The organism is Corynebacterium amycolatum, assembly GCF_016889425.1.
Classification (GTDB): Bacteria; Actinomycetota; Actinomycetes; order Mycobacteriales; family Mycobacteriaceae; genus Corynebacterium; species Corynebacterium amycolatum.
Window position 1 is genome coordinate 2031047 of record NZ_CP069513.1, and the last position, 17253, is coordinate 2048299.

Genomic DNA, 17253 nt, shown 5'->3' on the forward strand with positions numbered 1-17253 from the left:
CACAAAAACTAAAAACGCGAGCTCTTACTCCGCAACACACTGCCAGCTGGCCACGTGGTAACCGATGCCATAAGGCGCTCCGTCATAGTAAGAACGCTTTACGACGGTCATTCCAGACCCCATCCAGCTTTCAGCAGCTTTACTCAGCTGCTGCCATAACTCGGCTGCGTACGCGCCGGGAGCTGGAAACACAATATTTTCCACGTTAACGGTGGAGCAGTCCTGCCCAGCAATCAGACTGCACAGCGCATCAACCTCCGCTGCACCCTCAATTACGCCGACCGGGGAATCGTCTGCAAGGCCGAATGCGCCGTCGACAAGCACAAGCAGACGCGTGTGACCGGCAGCGAGTGCCTCGTCGATAGACTCGAAGCACGTTGCCTGAATGACGCGGCCAGTGTGTCCTTCAGAATTCCGTCGCGCGTAGTCTTCGATAAGCCAGCGCCCCAGCAGCTCAGGTAATTCGGTTCCGCCGGACACCGTGACATCAACCCCATACGGGGAGAAACTGCCGGGTGTGCTGTTCTGATGCGGGGACTTCGCCTGCATTCTGCCAGTGATAATGGCGACCGCGCCGGGCTCCCCGGGTTCGTCATCTGTCCACAGCGTCGCAACAGTTTCACGGGTTTGACGGCGCAATTTCGTGGCGATAGCTGCAAAACCACCCAGCTCCTCGACGATGAGGAGCGCACGCGGAACGATAACAAGCCGAGGCAAACGCGAATTCACGTCCTCAACGCTACCGTGAGGGGCTAGTCGATGCCTTATTCCGGCGGTGTTACGCGCGCTGTGCCAAAATTTTTGGGATACTCGAGCACATACCGTAAGTGTTTGATGGCAGCCGTGTCGCGCGGCAGTTCTGCATGAAGATTGGAAGAGGTTTACCCACTATGACCGGTACCAGCAATTCCCCTAAGCCAGGTCCACGCCCGGGTCCACGTCCCGGACCTCGACCAGGCGCAATGCCGGCTCATCGTAAGGCCCCTGGAACCACTCAAGCGCTTGCGGGGTCGGCCGCTGTGACACATGCCGTCCACAATGATCCAAAGAAGTTTGGCCTCATTGACGAAGACGGCACTGTTTGGTTGGTCACCAACGCCGGAAAGCGCAATATTGGTTCCTGGCAGGCCGGCACCGTAGAAGAGGGTTATGCCCACTACGGCAAGCGCTACGAGGATCTGGCCACCGAGGTCGAGTTACTGGAATCTCGTGTAGTCTCCCACCCGCAGGAGGCAAAGACCATTTCCCACAACGCAGTTGAACTGCGTGAGAGCCTTTCCACCGCCGCAGTCCTCGGCGATATCGATGCGCTGGATAAGCGCCTTGCAGAGGTCATTGCCACCTCCCACGTCGCAGAGGAAAAAGTCGCTCACGACAAGGCAGAGCGCCGTAAGAACGCCATCGCACGTAAGGAAGAGCTCGCCGCAGAGGCCGAGGAGCTCGCAGAGAACTCCACCGAGTGGAAAGTCGCCGGCGACCGTATCCGCGAGATTCTCACGGAGTGGAAGCAGATTCGCGGCATCGACCGCAAAACTGATGATCAACTCTGGCGCCGTTACTCCCGCGCGCGTGATTCTTTCAACCGCCGCCGCGGTGCCCATTTTGCGGAACTGGACCGCAACCGTGCGGCTGCTCGCCGCGTTAAGGAGGACATCATTGAGCGAGCTGAGGCCCTGAAGACCTCCACTGATTGGGGTGGCACCGCTGCTGCCTTCCGCGACCTGATGGCTGAGTGGAAGGCCGCTGGTCGAGCGCCACGCGAGGTCGATGACAAGCTGTGGGCGCATTTCAAGGCCGCTCAGGATGAGTTCTTTGGTGCTCGCAACGCGGTCAACGAAGCTCGAGACAAGGAGTTCGAGGAAAACGCTGCGGCCAAGGACGCACTGCTGGCTGAATATGAAGACCGCATTGATCCGTCCAAGGGCCTCGATCACGCTCGCAACGAACTGCGTCAGTTGCAAGAGAAATGGGAGGCCATCGGCTTTGTGCCGCGTGGTCGTGTGCGTGAGTATGAAAACCGCATTGGTGCACTGGAAAAGCGCGTCTCCGATGCGGCTGATTCGCAGTGGCGCCGCACCGACCCCGAAGCACAGGCTCGCGTCCAGCAGTTCGCCGACCGCGCAGCGGAGTTTGAGCAGAAGGCCGCCGAACTCGAGGCGAAGGGCAAGGCTTCTCAGGCCGCCAAGGCTCGGGAGCAGGCCGAACAGTGGCGACAGTGGGCAGAGCAGGCCGCGGCGACTCTCAAGGAGCTCTAACAGAAGCTTGGCTCAGCTATGCTCTGGCAACGCGTGGATGATTAAAAGAAAGGGGCTCTCTTCCGTGAACTAGCCCCCGAAAGTTGGACTGAGAAATCAGTTACCGACTAGTGGGGAGCAGTGCAGTGGAAGAGAGCCCCTTTCTTACTGCGCTAGTTAAAGAATCTCACTACTCGTCGCTGATCTGCTCGTCCTGTTCGCCAGCCCGTTGAGAGACATTGTCCGCGCTACTGCCCTGCTGGCCACGATTGCGTCGGCGTGCGCGTTCACGGCGGTCGTCGACGACCTCTACATCAGTAGTTGTATTCGGTGTCAGGCCCGCACGCAGGTAAACCTGCTGCGCTCGCAGTACCGGATCGGTGTCAGCGTGCTTGCGACGTTTCGTCGCGATTGCGAGCTGCTCCTTACTGCGTCGGAAAGCGATGAAAGTCACGGAAATGGCCAGTAGAAAACTGCAGAAAATGCCGAGCATCAGGCCAAAGGAAATACCCTCGCCGGCCAGTTCCTGTGGACGAGACTGGCGCATCCAGCCAGCGAAGACTGAGTAGACCATCTGAATGCAGGCAAAAAACCAGGTGACAAACGCGAGAATCGTCGTCCGCGTAATCAGCGTGGCAATAGCCAGCAGTACGCCTACCACCACAAGAATGGAGTAAATTCGTTCCGGGCGCGTCGTGAAGTACTGATGTGCAACATCCGTATCCAGCAGCACATCAAAGCCCAAAACGACGCCCGAATGTGGAAGGAAGAAGCTCGTAATAAGGCCGATGACGGCAACCATCATCGGAATCACCGCACGGCCGAGATCCAGCTCGCCGGCGGCCTTGCGCTCCTGAACCCGCAATGCCTGCGCGGATTCCACGGACTGCTCGCTAGTGGATTCCATATCACTTTCCGGCGAAGCCTTGTCACTACTCACAACCGCATCCCTCACTTACCTTCGTTTTCTCCGGGCGCCCAATCTTTGGCAAGCCCAGACCAACTCCAATCGGAGCGGTCGTCGGAATCTGACCGACCTCCACATTATCCCCCGCTTTAGTGCGACGGTGCGTCAGCACGCCGGAGTCGGCAATCAGGAAGTGGGGTGCAGAGTCGGTCACGCACACTGTCACGTAGTCACCTGGGCGAATCTTTCGGTCAACGACACCAGGTTCGCTTTCCGACGGGCTGAAGTGCACCAGGCGACCATCCCGACTCCGACCTGACATGCGATGAGTCTCCGCATTCTTACGGCCATCGGACTGGCTGACCAGCAGCTCGACTTCCCGGCCGACTAGCTTGGCGTTTTCTTCCTCGGAAATACGCTCCTGAAGCGCTAGCAGCCGACCATAGCGTTCCTTCACTACCTCTGGTGGAACCTGCTCAGTCATGGTCGCCGCCGGAGTTCCCGGGCGGGGCGAGTATTGGAAGGTGAAAGCCGAGCTAAAGCGAGCCTTTTCCACCACGTCGAGAGTTTGCTGGAAGTCCTCTTCAGTCTCGCCAGGGAAACCGACAATGATGTCAGTGGTAATAGCCGCATCCGGCATTTTTTCCCTAACCTTCTCCAGAATTCCCAGGAATTTCTTGGTGCGGTAGGAACGGCGCATGTCTTTCAGCACTCGGTCGGAACCGGACTGTAGCGGCATGTGCAACTGATGAACCACGTTCGGTGTCTCCGCCATGGCGTCGATGACATCATCGGTGAACTCAGCTGGGTGCGGAGATGTAAAGCGCACCCGCTCCAGCCCCTCAATCTGGCCGCAGGCGCGCAGCAACTTGGAAAAAGCCGAGCGGTCGCGTTCCATGTCAGGGTCGGCGAAGTTAACACCATAGGCGTTGACATTCTGGCCGAGGAGGGTGACGTCAGTAACGCCCTGCTCCACGAGTGCCTGGACCTCAGCGAGAATCTCGCCTGGCCGACGATCGCGTTCCTTACCCCGCAAACTGGGGACGATGCAGAAGGTGCACGTGTTGTTGCAGCCTACGGAGATACTCACCCAACCTGCGTAAGTGGATTCACGCTTGGCCGGCAGCACCGAGGGAAATTCTTCCAGCGCGTCCTTAATCTCGACTTCAGCCCGGTCATTATGAGCGGCGCGTTCCAACAATGCTGGCAACGAACCCAAGTTATGCGTACCGAAGACGACGTCCACCCATGGGGCTTTCTTTACAACGACGTCCTTATCCTTCTGGGCCAAGCAGCCACCGACGGCAATCTGCATGCCTGGGTGAGCATCCTTGACCGGTTTGAGCTGTCCCAATGTGCCATAGAGTCGGTTGTCCGCATTCTCTCGAACGGCACAGGTGTTGAAAACGACCAGATCGGGATTCTCGCCTTCTGCAGCCGCTACATAACCGTTTTCTTCCAGCAAGCCAGACAGTCGTTCCGAGTCATGGACGTTCATCTGACAACCGAACGTACGCACCTCATATGTGCGAGGCGAAGACTGCTGCTGAGGGTTCAAAGAAGGGGTAGTCACGGCAGTTTAGGTTAGCTGTTTATGGCCCATTTCCCCAATCAGCGATTCCTTTAAACCTGACCGGTCCGCAGCCGGCGTGCTAATCCAGCGTGAAATGGTACCGGCGCTAATCTGTGTCCTCTTCGAGTTTCCGGTATCGCTCTTCTAACTGATCCCGAGCAATGCTCATGGACAATTCAGAGGGGAAACCGCGCCGCGCCAGCACACCGACAACTTTGCGTAAATCCTTTTGCTTGGAGTTGAAGTCAGGCGCTACTGATTTAATAGTGGCCGCCTTCTTCGCCGCTAGCTTCCGTGCGACTTCTTCTTCCGCGTTGTGCGTGATCTGCTCCAACGCATCAGCACGAAGCGAAGCATCAATACCCTTTTCCTGCAGCTCCCGGTTCAAAACCATCTTCGACTTGCCGCGACTGGCAAAGCGCTGCCGCACCCATTCGGATGCGAAAAGCTCGTCATTAACCAAACCACTTCGGGTCAGGTCATCAACGACTTCTTCAATCATCGAGGTTGGAAACTCCTCGACTGCCTCGAGCCTTTCTACGAGTTCCTTGCGGGAGCGCATTCGCTGATCGAGCAAGCGCAGCGCCTTAGCACGAATCGGAGCCTTGGATTCCTCACGACCCGCATCGTAGAGCGAACTACCGTCAGCTTCCGCAATCTGCTGAGCAAGCTTTTCGATAGTCTCCCGCACATCGCGGCCGTTACGATCCTCCACGGTCCTCACTTTTCATGTGTCCCGGCACTACGCCTCGAGCCAGCTAGTCTTCCAAATCATCGAAGTCGATGTCCGGCACGACATCGACAGGGGCATCGATATCGGTCTCGTCCTCGACCTCAGCGAATTCCCCGACCCCGAGTTTCTTCTTAATCTTGACTTCGATTTCCTGGGCAATTTCTGGATTCTCGCGCAGGTGCATACGAGCCTTTTCCTTGCCCTGGCCCAACTGATCGCCCTCGTAGGTAAACCACGAACCCGACTTCTTGACGATGCCGTTATCAACGCCCATGTCAATCAACGAGCCCTCACGCGAAATGCCCTCGCCGTAGATGATGTCAAACTCTGCCTGCTTGAACGGCGGCGACACCTTGTTCTTGACTACCTTCAAGCGCGTGCGGTTACCCACGGCATCCTGGCCGTCCTTCAACGTCTGAATTCGGCGTACGTCGCAGCGAACGGAAGCGTAGAACTTCAGTGCTTTACCACCCGTGGTGGTCTCAGGAGAGCCGAACATGACGCCAATCTTTTCACGCAGCTGGTTAATGAAGATGGCAGTGGTGCCGGTGTTAGACAGGGCGCCCGTCATCTTTCGCAGCGCCTGACTCATCAACCGCGCCTGCAGACCAACGTGGGAATCGCCCATTTCACCGTCGATTTCAGCCTTCGGAGTCAACGCGGCCACCGAGTCAACCACAATGATGTCAATAGCACCGGAACGCACCAACATATCTGTGATCTCAAGTGCCTGCTCACCGGTATCTGGTTGGGATACCAGAAGGTTGTCCGTATCTACTCCAAGCTTGCGCGCATAAACCGGATCCAGCGCATGCTCCGCATCAATAAATGCGGCAATACCGCCCTGCCGCTGTGCCTCTGCAATAGCATGCAGTGCGACTGTGGTCTTACCTGAGGATTCTGGACCATAGATCTCTACGATACGACCACGTGGGAACCCACCCAGGCCCAAAGCCACGTCGATAGCGATATTGCCGGAGGGAATAACCTGAATTGGAGGACGATTGTCATCCCCCAGGCGCATAACTGCACCTTTACCAAAGTCCTTCTCAATATTCGCCAGAGCTACATCGAGCGCCTTCAGGCGATCATTGCCCTGGTTCGAAGCCGTAGCCTTCTTACGAGCCATAGTTCGTTGTTCTTCCTCATTGTCATTGTCGCGTACGGTATCGGGTTCTGGAGCCGTACTCAGAGAATGTGTGTCCCGATTTTCATCCAAAACAGAAACTTCGCTCACACTTAATTAGGCGCGAAACTAGCCGTTCCGGTTCCAAATTGGTCCGCGACATCTCTACTGCCGGTTACACCCGGAAGTTATACCGAATCAGACGGATTGACTTCATCAGCACTTTCGATAATATGCGAAACCCTGTTCGAATGGCAACGACACGCAAGTGCCGTCGGCAAGCATTCGCCGTTGTCTACGCCGGAACCTATTCGTCAGGGCCGTACCAGCGGTCTTCAGGAATATCGTGTTCCCTACACAGCGCCCACCAGATATCTCGAGGTTCGACCCCGTCCTCAAGCAATTCCGCGGGAGTCTTTCCATATTCCATCAGCACGTGGGAATGCAACAGCCACGGGCCGTGCTGAGGCCCAAATTCGTAATTGACGAAGTTGTGAAAATCGGCCAATCGCATGAGACCAACGTACAAGATACCTGTCACTGATACCTACCTGGCCCCCTCTGTTCATAACCTAATCCCCGCTCCCCTGCCTGAACAGTGCTCAACCCAGGGGATTAAGATGAGAGCTGTGAATAATTCCAAGGTGTATGACCTCACTATTATCGCTGCTTTCGCAGCACTGATCATCGTACTCGGCGGGATTGCCATTCCCGTTGGCGGTCTCGGCGTGCCAATCGTGCTACAGAACATGGGCATCGCACTGGCAGGGATGATTCTCGGATTCAAACGCGGCGGCCTCGCCACTACCCTGTTCCTGGCTGTTGGGCTCGTGGGTGTCCCAAACATGGCGGGCTGGAAACCACTTCTCGCCGCACTCCCCGGCCCTACCGTGGGTTACATTGTCGGCTACTTAATTGCCGGTTTCGCAATCGGCGCGATTGCCCAGCAAGCACCGCGGGCGAAGGTTTCACGAATCAGCGTCTTCATCGGCGCGGGCCTCGTCGGAGTTCTACTGCAGTACTTCTTCGGATCTGTCGGCTTGGCATGGCGTATGGGACTTAGCTTCACCGACGCACTGATTACCAACGTCCCGTTTATCCCGGGCGACGTTGCAAAGGTTGTCGTAGCCGCGCTTATTGCTACTGCCGTACTGCAGGCTTTCCCTGATTTGCTTCCCGACGCTGCCAACCGTAAGCAAAGTCGTTTGGTTAAGGAAGCAGCCACCTCGGGCAATTAACCCACAGACTTAGAAAGGTCCTCGAGTCGCACTATGCCCACCATCGCTTTTGACCGCGCTTCCGCAACCTATTCGGGACGCCAGATATTGAGGCCAACCACGCTAACTCTCACAGAGAACCGTATCGGCATTATCGGCGAAAACGGTGGCGGTAAGTCCACGCTGGTGCGACTTATTAACGGCCTGGGCCCGGTCACTGGCGGCACGGTTACGTATGAGGGCATGAATGTCGCAAAGCAGGCAAAGGCAATTCGCAAGAAGGTCGGCTTCATCTTTTCTGATGCGGATAACCAAATTGTGATGCCGACAGTCGCAGAGGACATTGCCTTTTCACTACGCAAGCGAAAGCTAACAAAGGATGAGCGCAACCAGCTGGTGCAGGAAGCCCTCGAGCGATTTGGGCTCGCCGATCATGCTGACGCCTCGCCGCACGTGCTCTCGGGTGGACAAAAACAGCTTCTGGCGCTGGCGGCAGTGTTAATTCTTAATCCCACGACCATTATTGCCGATGAGCCCACTACGCTCCTCGACTTGCGTAATCGTCTCCACATTCGGAAAATTTTCGCCCAGCTTGAGCAGCAAATTATCGTGGTCACTCATGATCTGGATTTTCTTATGGACTTCGACCGGGTTATCCGTGTAAGCGCAGGAGAAATCGTCGACGACGGTGCGCCCAAGGAAGTTATTGACCGATACGTCAGCGATATGACTCGTGCAGAAGAAGGCCGCTCATGATTCATCCAGCCGATGTCCCGTTAGGGCTTTACCTCAACCATAAGTCGCCTGCGCACAGGCTCCCGACGGCCCCCAAGCTCATCATTGTCATCGCATTTTTATTGCTCACCGGGATCCTCGTGGATACCTGGTTAGGCGGGGCGATTGCCCTGGCAATTGTCACCCTCGCTTATGCGGTGGCCAAGGTGCCACCCATGGTTGCTTTCCGACAGCTCCGTGGAGCCGTAATCATTTTGGCGCTGCTTTCGCTTCTCCTATGGTGGCGCGCCGGGGGTGAGCAAGCGCTGACGACCTTCCTCGCGCTTCTCGCCGCAATCGCAGCGGCAATATTGCTAACGCTGACGACCCGCGTCAGCGACATCATGGATACTTTGACCACTGCGATGCAACCGTTCGCTCGTTTCGGCCTACCAGTCGACACCATCGCGCTCGCACTATCGCTGACGCTGCGTATGATTCCGCTTCAAGTTATGGCCGCTGCCGAGGTACTGGAGGCTCGAAAAGCCCGAGGGGCTGCCGGCTCAATCATCGCCTTCGGCGTACCTGTGGTCATCCGAACCATTAACCGCTCGAAGGCAATGGGTGATTCGCTAATCGCACGTGGCGAAGGTGAGTAGCAGAATTAATTGCCCTCACGCAGCTGGCGCATGCGCTCAGCAACAGCAGGGTCAACGTTGGAGGCAGCATTTCCCTCGATGGACTTCTGAGCCTCGCCACCAGAGAGCTCGTTGCCGCCGTTCATTTCTGCGCGAATCTGCTCCAGGCGAGAGTGCCCAGCAAGCTGAACGCCTGCGGCCTCTACCTCAGCCATACGCCCCTGAACCGAGTTCTGAGCCAGCTCAGCCTGGCCAAGAGCGTTAGCGTAACGACGCTCAATCTTGTCACGAACCTGATCCAGGTTAGGTGTAGCCCCCGAAGAAATCTGATTCATCGACTGCAAGGACTCAGAGACCTTCTCCTGCATCTTTGCTTGCTCCAGCTGGCTGAGGAGCTTTGCGCGCTCCGCGACCTTCTGCTGCAACTGCATGGAATTACGCTCGACGGCCTTCTTAGCCTGAGTTGCCTGCTGCAGCGACTGATCGTGCAGAGCCTTCAAATCTTCTACCGACTGCTCAGCAGTAACCAACTGAGCTGCGAAAGCCTCAGCTGCGTTCTCATACTCCGTAGCCTTGGCGGTATCCCCCTCAGCACGAGCCTTGTCAGCGAGCTGCAATGCCTGACGAGTGTTCCCCTGCAGCTTTTCAATTTCAGCGAGCTGGCGGTTAAGGCGCATTTCCAGCTGGCGCTGATTACCAATCACCGCCGCTGCCTGCTGCGATAGTTCCTGGTGCTGCCGCTGGGCATCCTCGATAGCCTGCTGAATCTGCACCTTCGGATCAGCGTTTTCCTCAATCTTGGAATCAAAAGCGGCCATCAAGTAATTCCACAGCTTTACAAATGGATTAGCCATAGCGTCCCATACACCTTTCTTATTGCAACTACCTCAAAGCAGGTCTGTGCTTATCGCGCACCCAATCTTAACTAAAGCCAAGCATCTTCGGGTGCTAAGTGCCGGAGCAGTGGAGTGAAATTCCACCGCCGCAACCAATTTCTACATCGCTGCCAATTCCGGGCTCGCCGAATGCAGAGCCATCGCTGTGGCCGCCTCCATCATCAAATCTGACACCGTCACACCAAGCGCCGCACATACGGACGCCAGCAGCTCAGATGAGACTTCTTTCCGTCCACGCTCAAGCTCGGACAAATAACCAGGGCTAATAGCCGCATGTTCAGAAAGCTCACGCAGCGTCTGTCCACTGCGCGAACGAATATCACGCAGCGTTTCCCCCAGTGCCTCTCGCAGGAGTGGCTCACGAGATTCTCCCCGTTCCGCCAAATCCTGTGCCGTTAACTTTGCAACCGATTCAGGCTGCTCCGCTACAGCCACCCGTGCCGACGGCGCTGTGGCATCCATGGAAGCCTGCAAAGCAGCAGCGCTATCTACCTCTGGGTAGCAAATGGTCATAAGTGCAGTATTGTTGGTCATCACTTTCTCTAACGCTTTAGAGGGCCGACCTGTTCCCAATTTTCAAAAATTCTACTCACCCTCGAGATTCTGCAACAACAGTTCTAACGCCAATACCACTGCTTGACGACGAATCTCCGCGCGCGACCCCTCTTTATTCACCGGCAACCTAACAGCAGTTACCCCATCAAGGTACGAAACTCCCGGCGGTTTCAGACCACACCAGACTTCACCTACTGGGTGCCCATCCTGCATCGCTGGACCAGCAACGCCAGTTAGCGAAATCCCCCAGTCCGCCACTGCTTTATTTGCCACTCCAAGTGCCATATACCGGGCCGTCAACTCGGACACGGGGCCATATGCGGCCAAAGCATCCTTTGGCACGTCGGCAAGCAATGCCTTCGTGTCAGTGGCGTAAGTGACCACGCCACCGCGGAGAACGGCGGAGGCTCCCGGTACGGAGGCAACTGTAGCGCAGAGAAGACCTGCGGTAAGTGATTCTGCGGCTGCAAAAGTCTCGCCACGAGCCGTAAGCGTTTGGACGAGTTGAAGCGAAACGCCATCGACACCGTCAGCGTTTTCGTCGCTCTGGGCGAGGCGTTCGACTGTGTTCACAGCTTTACCCTCCACTTAATTTCTCTACGAGACCTTTCGCGCATCCACAATGTACTGGATACCAGTACCGACGGTGACGACAATGGCGGCAACCATCACAATCCAGGACGGCCAGAACAACCAGTCCACTGGCATCAGGAAGAGCCCCACTGCTACAGACTGCAGGACCGTCTTTATCTTGCCGCCCCGAGAAGCCGGAACAACACGCCCCTGACGCAGGGCGAACATACGCCAGATGGTGATGCCACCTTCGCGAATCACGATGATGACAGTCACCCACCACGGCAGAATGTCGATGATGTTCATACCAATCAGCGCAGCCAGCATTAGAGCCTTATCGGCAATCGGATCGGCAATCTTGCCAAAGTCGGTAATGAGGTTACGGCTACGTGCGAGGTGCCCGTCCAACTTGTCAGTCGCCATCAGAAGCGCGAATACGACAAACGACCACCAGCGCCAATTGGTGGCTTCGCCGCCCTCCTGAAGAAGTACCCACAGGAACACCGGTACTCCGAGGATGCGAAGCACGGTCAGGAAATTGGGCAAGTTCCAGTTGGAAACACGGCTTGTATCAGCACTTGGAGCAGTCACAGTTGTTACCTTATCTCACAATCGTGTTCGATTAACGCCCAGGCTCGTTCTTACCGGTGTGTGAACCGTTAGTTTCGCTTCCGGCCGACGTTGACCCCTCACTGACAGAAGTAGAGGAGGCGTGAGAGCCGAGGCCATCGCGGCTTCCATCATCATCGTGGTGAACACGCGGAAGGGCAATCGCACCCATGTTTTCATCACGCTTGCTCTTGAGCCACGATGCCAGGACAGTCACCACCAGAACGATGACGATGACCGCCAGCGACGCCCAGGTCGATACTTCAGGCACCGACACGTTCTCACCGCTGTTGATAAACGGCAGGTTGTTTTCATGCAGTGCGTGCAACAGCAACTTCACACCAATAAAGGCCAGGATGACACCCAGGCCATAAGCCAGGTACACCAAGCGATCCAGCAGACCGTCGAGCAGGAAGTACATCTGTCGCAAACCCATGAGAGCAAGGGCATTTGCAGTAAAGACGATGTATGCCTCATCCGTCAGACCGTAGATAGCCGGGATAGAGTCAAACGCAAACATCACATCGATAAAACCGATGGACACCAGCGCGATGGCAAGTGGAGTCAAGTAACGCTTGCCGTTTTCCTTAACGGTCAACTTGTCCTTGTTGTAATGGTCCGAAATTGGGACGATTCGACGCAGCCATTGAATCAGCTTCATATCCGACGGATCGGGTTCCGGCTTATCGACGGCTTCGTCGTACACCGTCTTGATAGCCGTGTAAATCAGGAAGATTGCAAACAGGTAGAAAACGTCAGACCACTTGGCAATAACTGCCGCACCAGCCCAAATGAACAGGCCTCGGAATACCAGCGCCATCGCAATACCAAACAGCAAAACCTTTTGTTGGTACTGGCGCGGAATCTTGAATGCGCCGATGATGAGTGCAAAGACAAATAGGTTGTCTACGCTGAGCGCCTTTTCGGTGATATAGCCCGATAGAAACTCAATGCCTCGGTGGTGATCCCATAACAACCACACCATTCCGCCGAAAATTAATGCCAAGACTACGTAGAAAGCGGTCCAGATGCCGGCTTCCTTCATAGTTGGGTTATGCGGCGTGCGAACGTGTGCATAGAAGTCAAAGGCGATAAAACCCATGACGACCACAATGGTGATAATCCATACCAATGCGGGGACATGCATATTAAAAAAAGACCTCCGGTCGTGCGAACATGAACCGGAGGTCTCTCCTGCTTCTGCCATAGTGGCAAAAGTGACGGTACCGGGATTCGATGTGCACAAGACGAGTCTGTGCGTCCAATCCGTGCTGACGATAACCGTCACGGGCTAGCGGAAAACATCCGCTTTTACCGGGGATACTCCCCTCCACGTGTGCCGACTATACACGCAATCAGAAACGGCGGTAAGGCTGGGTCGTCCTACGCCATAGATTGATTCGGATCCGCGTCGACTACGTTTACTTCTTCCTTAGGAGCATCCTCCGGGTTTGCGCCCTTGATCATCCACTTAATGGTTTCGAGCTCCTCTGGCTTGACCAGCACCTCACGTGCCTTAGATCCCTCTGACGGTCCAACCACTCCGCGAGTTTCCATCAGATCCATCAGTCGACCGGCCTTGGCGAAACCGACTCGCATCTTGCGCTGCAACATCGAGGTCGACCCGTGCTGTGCGGTGACCACCAGCTCGACTGCCTGAAGCAAATCTTCCAGGTCATCTCCGATATCAGGGTCAATGTTGCGCTCAGCCTCAGCGCTCTTATCCTCCGTGACTCCCTCGGTGTAATCCGGCTCGGCCTGCGCCTTAGCTGCATCGACTACTGCCTGAATCTCTTCGTCTGTGACGAAGGCGCCCTGAAGACGTCGCGGCTTGCCTGCACCCTGTGGGATGAACAGGCCATCGCCCATACCAATGAGCTTTTCAGCACCGCCCTGGTCAAGAATGACGCGGGAGTCCGTGAGCGACGAGGTAGCGAATGCCAGTCTCGATGGCACGTTCGTCTTAATCAAGCCGGTGACCACATCCACAGACGGACGCTGCGTAGCCAGCACCAAGTGGATACCGGCGGCACGGGCCTTTTGCGTGATGCGCACAATCGCATCTTCGATATCGCGGGGTGCGGTCATCATCAGGTCTGCCAACTCGTCAACGACACAGACAATGTACGGGTACGGACGGTACTCGCGCTCCGAGCCAAGTGGGGTCGTAATCTCACCGGACTTGACCTTACGGTTGAAGTCCTTGATGTGACGGACGCGGGCGGCCTTCATGTCCATGTAGCGCTGTTCCATCTCTTCAACCAGCCACTGCAGAGCCGCCGCGGCCTTCTTCGGCTGAGTAATGATTGGCGTAATGAGGTGAGGAATCCCCTCATATGGAGTCAGCTCGACCATCTTCGGGTCCACCAGAATCAGGCGGACATCCTCCGGGGTCGCACGAGTCAGCAGTGACACCAACATCGAGTTTACGAATGCGGACTTACCCGAACCGGTCGAACCGGCAACGAGAAGGTGCGGCATTTTCTGGATGGAGTGCGAGATAAACTCGCCCTCAATATCCTTACCGAGACCAATCAGCATCGGGTCATCGTTCGCAACGGTCTTGGGCGCGTTGAGTACGTCGGCAAGCCGAACCATCTCACGGTCGTTGTTCGGCACCTCGATACCAACGGCCGACTTCCCCGGAATCGGAGTCAGTAAGCGGACATTGTCGGTCGCTACCGCGTAGGCAATGTTGGACTGCAGGTTCGTGATCTTCGAGACCTTCACGCCCGGGCCAAGCTCGACCTCGTAGCGAGTCACCGTCGGACCGCGAGAGAAACCAGTCACCGCAGCATCGACCTTGAATTCTGCGAATACTTCAGTAATCGCCTCGATCATGCGGTCGTTCGTCGCCGTACGTGTCTTGGGACGCTCACCTGGAATCAACAAGTTAGTCGATGGCAGGTGATAGTCAGATTCCGGCGTGCGTGCCGACGAACCGGAAGTACCCTCGGCATCCTTTTCCAATTCAGACTTCGGAGTTGTGGCCGGAATCTTAGAGGCATCGATACCAGAACGAGCAGCAATGGCATCCATTGTGCGGCGGGTAGCCTCAGACACTGCATCCCGCGAATCATCGACAGACGACTCGCCCTGCGGCGCGCTCGCCGGCTCTACGACCTCAGGTTGAACAGCGGGCTGTTTCGGAGCTCGGGAATCGGAAACACAATTCCGTTCGCTGTTACTAGCTGCAGCAGCCTCCTGCGTCGGGTACTCGGAGTACTCGTCATAATCCTCGTCGACAGCGTGGTAGTTCGTGCCCCCGACAGCTGGAATAGTCGATTCTGTCTCAGCGGTGTCGCGATGTACTGCATCCGACTGAGTTTCCTCCACGTACTCAGCTGCCGGAAACGCCGGCTCCACTGGGGAAACTCGATTGGAGTGCGGTGCCCCATTCCGGACATCGAACACTGTGGTCTTTGCCGAGTCGTAGTCGACATCCTCAACCTGACGGGCACGTCGCGGAGCCTGTCGGTTCCTCTGCGGCTCTTCGTTCAAAAGATCGTAGAGGTTACCGTCAGTATCCGGTTCGTCGTAAGGCGCGGGTTCGGGTGCGGACATACGGCTATCCGCGCCACGACGAGGCGCTCGGTAAGCAGAGCGATCGGTCGAACGAGACGAGGAATGTTGCGTGCGGCTGCTGTGGCTTGGGCGACGCTCAATTAGCTGCGTCGGCTGGTCAAAGTCCTCATCGGCATATGCGGTATCGGAATCCCAGCTCGCACGACGTTCCAGCATGTCATCGACATTGCCGTAAGGATCGTCCGATTCCGCCTCGTCGCCGGCACGACGCGAAGACCATTCGGAAAAATTGAAGTATTCCTTAGTGGCATCGATAAGCTGGCGCACCGTCGCGCCAGAGAGCACCAGAGCGCCGTAAAAAACGATACCCAGCAACAAAACCACGGCGACCCACGAGGTAAACCCGGCTGCTAGCGGCGAACCGATATAGCCACCAATTGCGCCACCGGCTGCACGTCGCCCCTGCCAGTCCGCAGGACGACCCGAGCCGATATGCACAATTGCGAGCAGCCCCACCACGATCAGCGAAGCTCCAGTGATGGTAGGTGTCAGACGTTCACGGCGTGGCATAGCATCCAGCATCATTAATACGGAAACAACACCGAGCAGCACCGGAAGTACAAAAGCGCCGATACCAATGAGCGTGCGCACTGCCGTTTCAATGAACTCCCCCACTGGCCCTGCCAGGTGGAACCATGTCGAGCCAGCGAGCACAATCGCCAACGCCAGCACGAGTAGTGCGAGGCCATCCTTCGATCCCGGATCGCCACCCTCATCGAAGTCTGCGTCGAACTCGTCAGCTGGCACGGAGGCCTGTGCCGGCGGTTCAATTACATCGTCATAGCCGCTAGCAGCTTTACGACGCTTCCTACGGGGCTTCGTCGAAAAATCGGCGTCACTTTCGCGCCGCGACATATTCTCCTCTTCATCTCGCTTATTTTTGCGACCGCCTACCCGACGGGCAAGACCGGCCACGCCGCGGGCAGTTTCAGTCCAGGCGCTGGCCAAGCTATTGCCCACGAACGACATGGCGCTAGGAGTGCGCTCGAATTCCTCCGTGGCACTGTGCACGGGGTATCGCCGCGTGGCATCTGTCTCCGCAGAGCGGGAAGATCCACGACGATTGTCAGTTCTGGTTCGGCTGGTCGCAGACATGACCATTACCTTACAGCTAACACCGGATCGTTTTCACATTAGTCACACGCATGTCATTGTTTAACAGGTGGGCTGCCACGACCGTCCAGAACTGAGAACGCGATCTTAAAGGCTGTTGCGCTTGATGCCCGATTCGTCGCCGTCGATGGTGACGCGTACCTCGTCACGGCCATAGAGCCACAACACCAGTTCCCCGACGCTACCGCGGACAGTCACAACCGGAGCACCTTTAGCGCTGTTGTCGATTAGGGTCACCGCAACCCCGTCGTCGCGCATTAGCACCACGGTCGAGGTCGACCCGCGCAACATCATACGGCCGGCAGTAGTGACCAGGCGCCACAGGTCTGAAACTCCGGAGGGTGGTAGCTGACGAACGGTCCAACCTTCCTGGGCACGACGGACATCCTCGTGGTGAACGAAGTTCTCCGCAGTGTTGACGTAGCGGTCTGCCCAGTTCATTGGATTCCATCGCGGAGCACCACTGCCCCACTTCCCCACCACTTCGACGTAGGGCATTCGATTGACCTCAGCGGTAACAGCATCGAGGCGTTCCGAAAGCGCCTTGACGAACATCCCGCCAGCGGCATCCAGACGGTTTTCGCGAATGTAAAGGTGGTTGGCCAAATCCCGGGTTGTCCAGCCCTCGCACAAGGTCGGTGCGTCGGGACCGACGCTGAGCAGTAGATTAGCTAGGTCTTCACGTTCCCGTTCAGCAAAAGTCATAGCTCCAGACTAGACCAGGCACGGAGAAGCCCGCATCCACACGGCTTTAGGTGGATGCGGGCTCTTACGCTAAAA

At 56.5% G+C, this 17253-nt stretch carries 16 protein-coding genes and 1 pseudogene; 4 read left to right on the forward strand and 13 right to left on the reverse strand.

Annotated features, from left to right (window positions below; translation table 11 throughout):
* Positions 1 to 24: 24 nt before the first annotated feature.
* Complete coding sequence (locus tag I6J19_RS08905; protein ID WP_038628766.1) at positions 25 to 729, reverse strand: class III extradiol ring-cleavage dioxygenase family protein; 705 nt, start codon at positions 727 to 729, stop codon at positions 25 to 27.
* Between the two features lie 161 nt (positions 730 to 890).
* Between I6J19_RS08905 and I6J19_RS08910 the strand changes: the two genes are divergently transcribed.
* A complete protein-coding gene (locus tag I6J19_RS08910; protein WP_038628764.1) occupies positions 891 to 2255 on the forward strand; it encodes a DUF349 domain-containing protein in 1365 nt (454 codons plus the stop codon).
* Positions 2256 to 2424: 169 nt separating this feature from the next.
* Here the strand turns inward: I6J19_RS08910 and I6J19_RS08915 are convergent, their stop codons facing one another.
* The 5 genes from I6J19_RS08915 to I6J19_RS08935 all read right to left on the reverse strand — a co-directional run bounded on the left by I6J19_RS08915 (position 2425) and on the right by I6J19_RS08935 (position 7114).
* Positions 2425 to 3174 (reverse strand): Rv2732c family membrane protein, encoded by a 750-nt coding sequence (locus tag I6J19_RS08915; protein WP_224786671.1) that lies wholly within the window; start codon positions 3172 to 3174, stop codon positions 2425 to 2427.
* Positions 3167 to 4639, reverse strand: a complete 1473-nt coding sequence (gene miaB, locus I6J19_RS08920) for a tRNA (N6-isopentenyl adenosine(37)-C2)-methylthiotransferase MiaB (RefSeq protein ID WP_235191293.1) — start codon at positions 4637 to 4639, stop codon at positions 3167 to 3169. The genes I6J19_RS08915 and miaB overlap by 8 nt, the downstream gene beginning before the upstream one ends.
* Before the next feature lie 181 nt (positions 4640 to 4820).
* The gene (locus I6J19_RS08925; RefSeq protein ID WP_038628760.1) at positions 4821 to 5429 is read right to left on the reverse strand and encodes a regulatory protein RecX; all 609 of its coding nucleotides are present in this window, start codon (positions 5427 to 5429) and stop codon (positions 4821 to 4823) included.
* Positions 5430 to 5472: 43 nt separating this feature from the next.
* Entirely contained in the window at positions 5473 to 6576 is a 1104-nt protein-coding gene (gene recA / locus I6J19_RS08930) for a recombinase RecA (RefSeq protein ID WP_038628758.1), read from the reverse strand.
* Positions 6577 to 6880: 304 nt separating this feature from the next.
* Positions 6881 to 7114, reverse strand: a complete 234-nt coding sequence (locus I6J19_RS08935) for a DUF3046 domain-containing protein (protein WP_080972864.1) — start codon at positions 7112 to 7114, stop codon at positions 6881 to 6883.
* Positions 7115 to 7193: 79 nt separating this feature from the next.
* Between I6J19_RS08935 and I6J19_RS08940 the strand changes: the two genes are divergently transcribed.
* Genes I6J19_RS08940 through I6J19_RS08950 form a run of 3 tightly spaced genes read left to right on the forward strand, consistent with a single transcriptional unit; the run spans position 7194 to position 9163 of the window.
* Positions 7194 to 7811, forward strand: a complete 618-nt coding sequence (locus I6J19_RS08940; protein WP_038628756.1) for a biotin transporter BioY — start codon at positions 7194 to 7196, stop codon at positions 7809 to 7811.
* A 33-nt stretch (positions 7812 to 7844) separates the two neighbouring features.
* A complete protein-coding gene (locus I6J19_RS08945) occupies positions 7845 to 8546 on the forward strand; it encodes an energy-coupling factor ABC transporter ATP-binding protein (protein ID WP_038628754.1) in 702 nt (233 codons plus the stop codon).
* Entirely contained in the window at positions 8543 to 9163 is a 621-nt protein-coding gene (locus tag I6J19_RS08950; protein WP_038628752.1) for an energy-coupling factor transporter transmembrane component T family protein, read from the forward strand. Before I6J19_RS08945 ends, I6J19_RS08950 begins: the two co-directional genes overlap by 4 nt.
* Positions 9164 to 9168: 5 nt before the next feature.
* Here I6J19_RS08950 and I6J19_RS08955 read toward each other — a convergent pair whose 3' ends face one another.
* The 7 genes and pseudogenes from I6J19_RS08955 to I6J19_RS08985 all read right to left on the reverse strand — a co-directional run bounded on the left by I6J19_RS08955 (position 9169) and on the right by I6J19_RS08985 (position 17178).
* On the reverse strand, positions 9169 to 9996 hold the full coding sequence (locus I6J19_RS08955) for a PspA/IM30 family protein (protein ID WP_038628750.1): 828 nt from the start codon (positions 9994 to 9996) through the stop codon (positions 9169 to 9171).
* Positions 9997 to 10137: 141 nt separating this feature from the next.
* Positions 10138 to 10572, reverse strand: a complete 435-nt coding sequence (locus I6J19_RS08960) for a helix-turn-helix domain-containing protein (RefSeq protein WP_187402602.1) — start codon at positions 10570 to 10572, stop codon at positions 10138 to 10140.
* A gap of 51 nt (positions 10573 to 10623) precedes the next feature.
* A complete protein-coding gene (locus I6J19_RS08965) occupies positions 10624 to 11166 on the reverse strand; it encodes a CinA family protein (protein WP_038629583.1) in 543 nt (180 codons plus the stop codon).
* Positions 11167 to 11190: 24 nt separating this feature from the next.
* Complete coding sequence (gene pgsA / locus I6J19_RS08970; protein WP_016422605.1) at positions 11191 to 11757, reverse strand: CDP-diacylglycerol--glycerol-3-phosphate 3-phosphatidyltransferase; 567 nt, start codon at positions 11755 to 11757, stop codon at positions 11191 to 11193.
* A gap of 31 nt (positions 11758 to 11788) precedes the next feature.
* Entirely contained in the window at positions 11789 to 12922 is a 1134-nt protein-coding gene (locus I6J19_RS08975) for a TerC family protein (protein WP_016422604.1), read from the reverse strand.
* 236 nt (positions 12923 to 13158) lie between these two features.
* Positions 13159 to 14697: pseudogene (locus tag I6J19_RS11055) on the reverse strand (DNA translocase FtsK); the annotation flags it as partial.
* 1863 nt (positions 14698 to 16560) lie between these two features.
* Entirely contained in the window at positions 16561 to 17178 is a 618-nt protein-coding gene (locus tag I6J19_RS08985; RefSeq protein ID WP_016422602.1) for a TIGR03085 family metal-binding protein, read from the reverse strand.
* Positions 17179 to 17253: the final 75 nt, after the last annotated feature.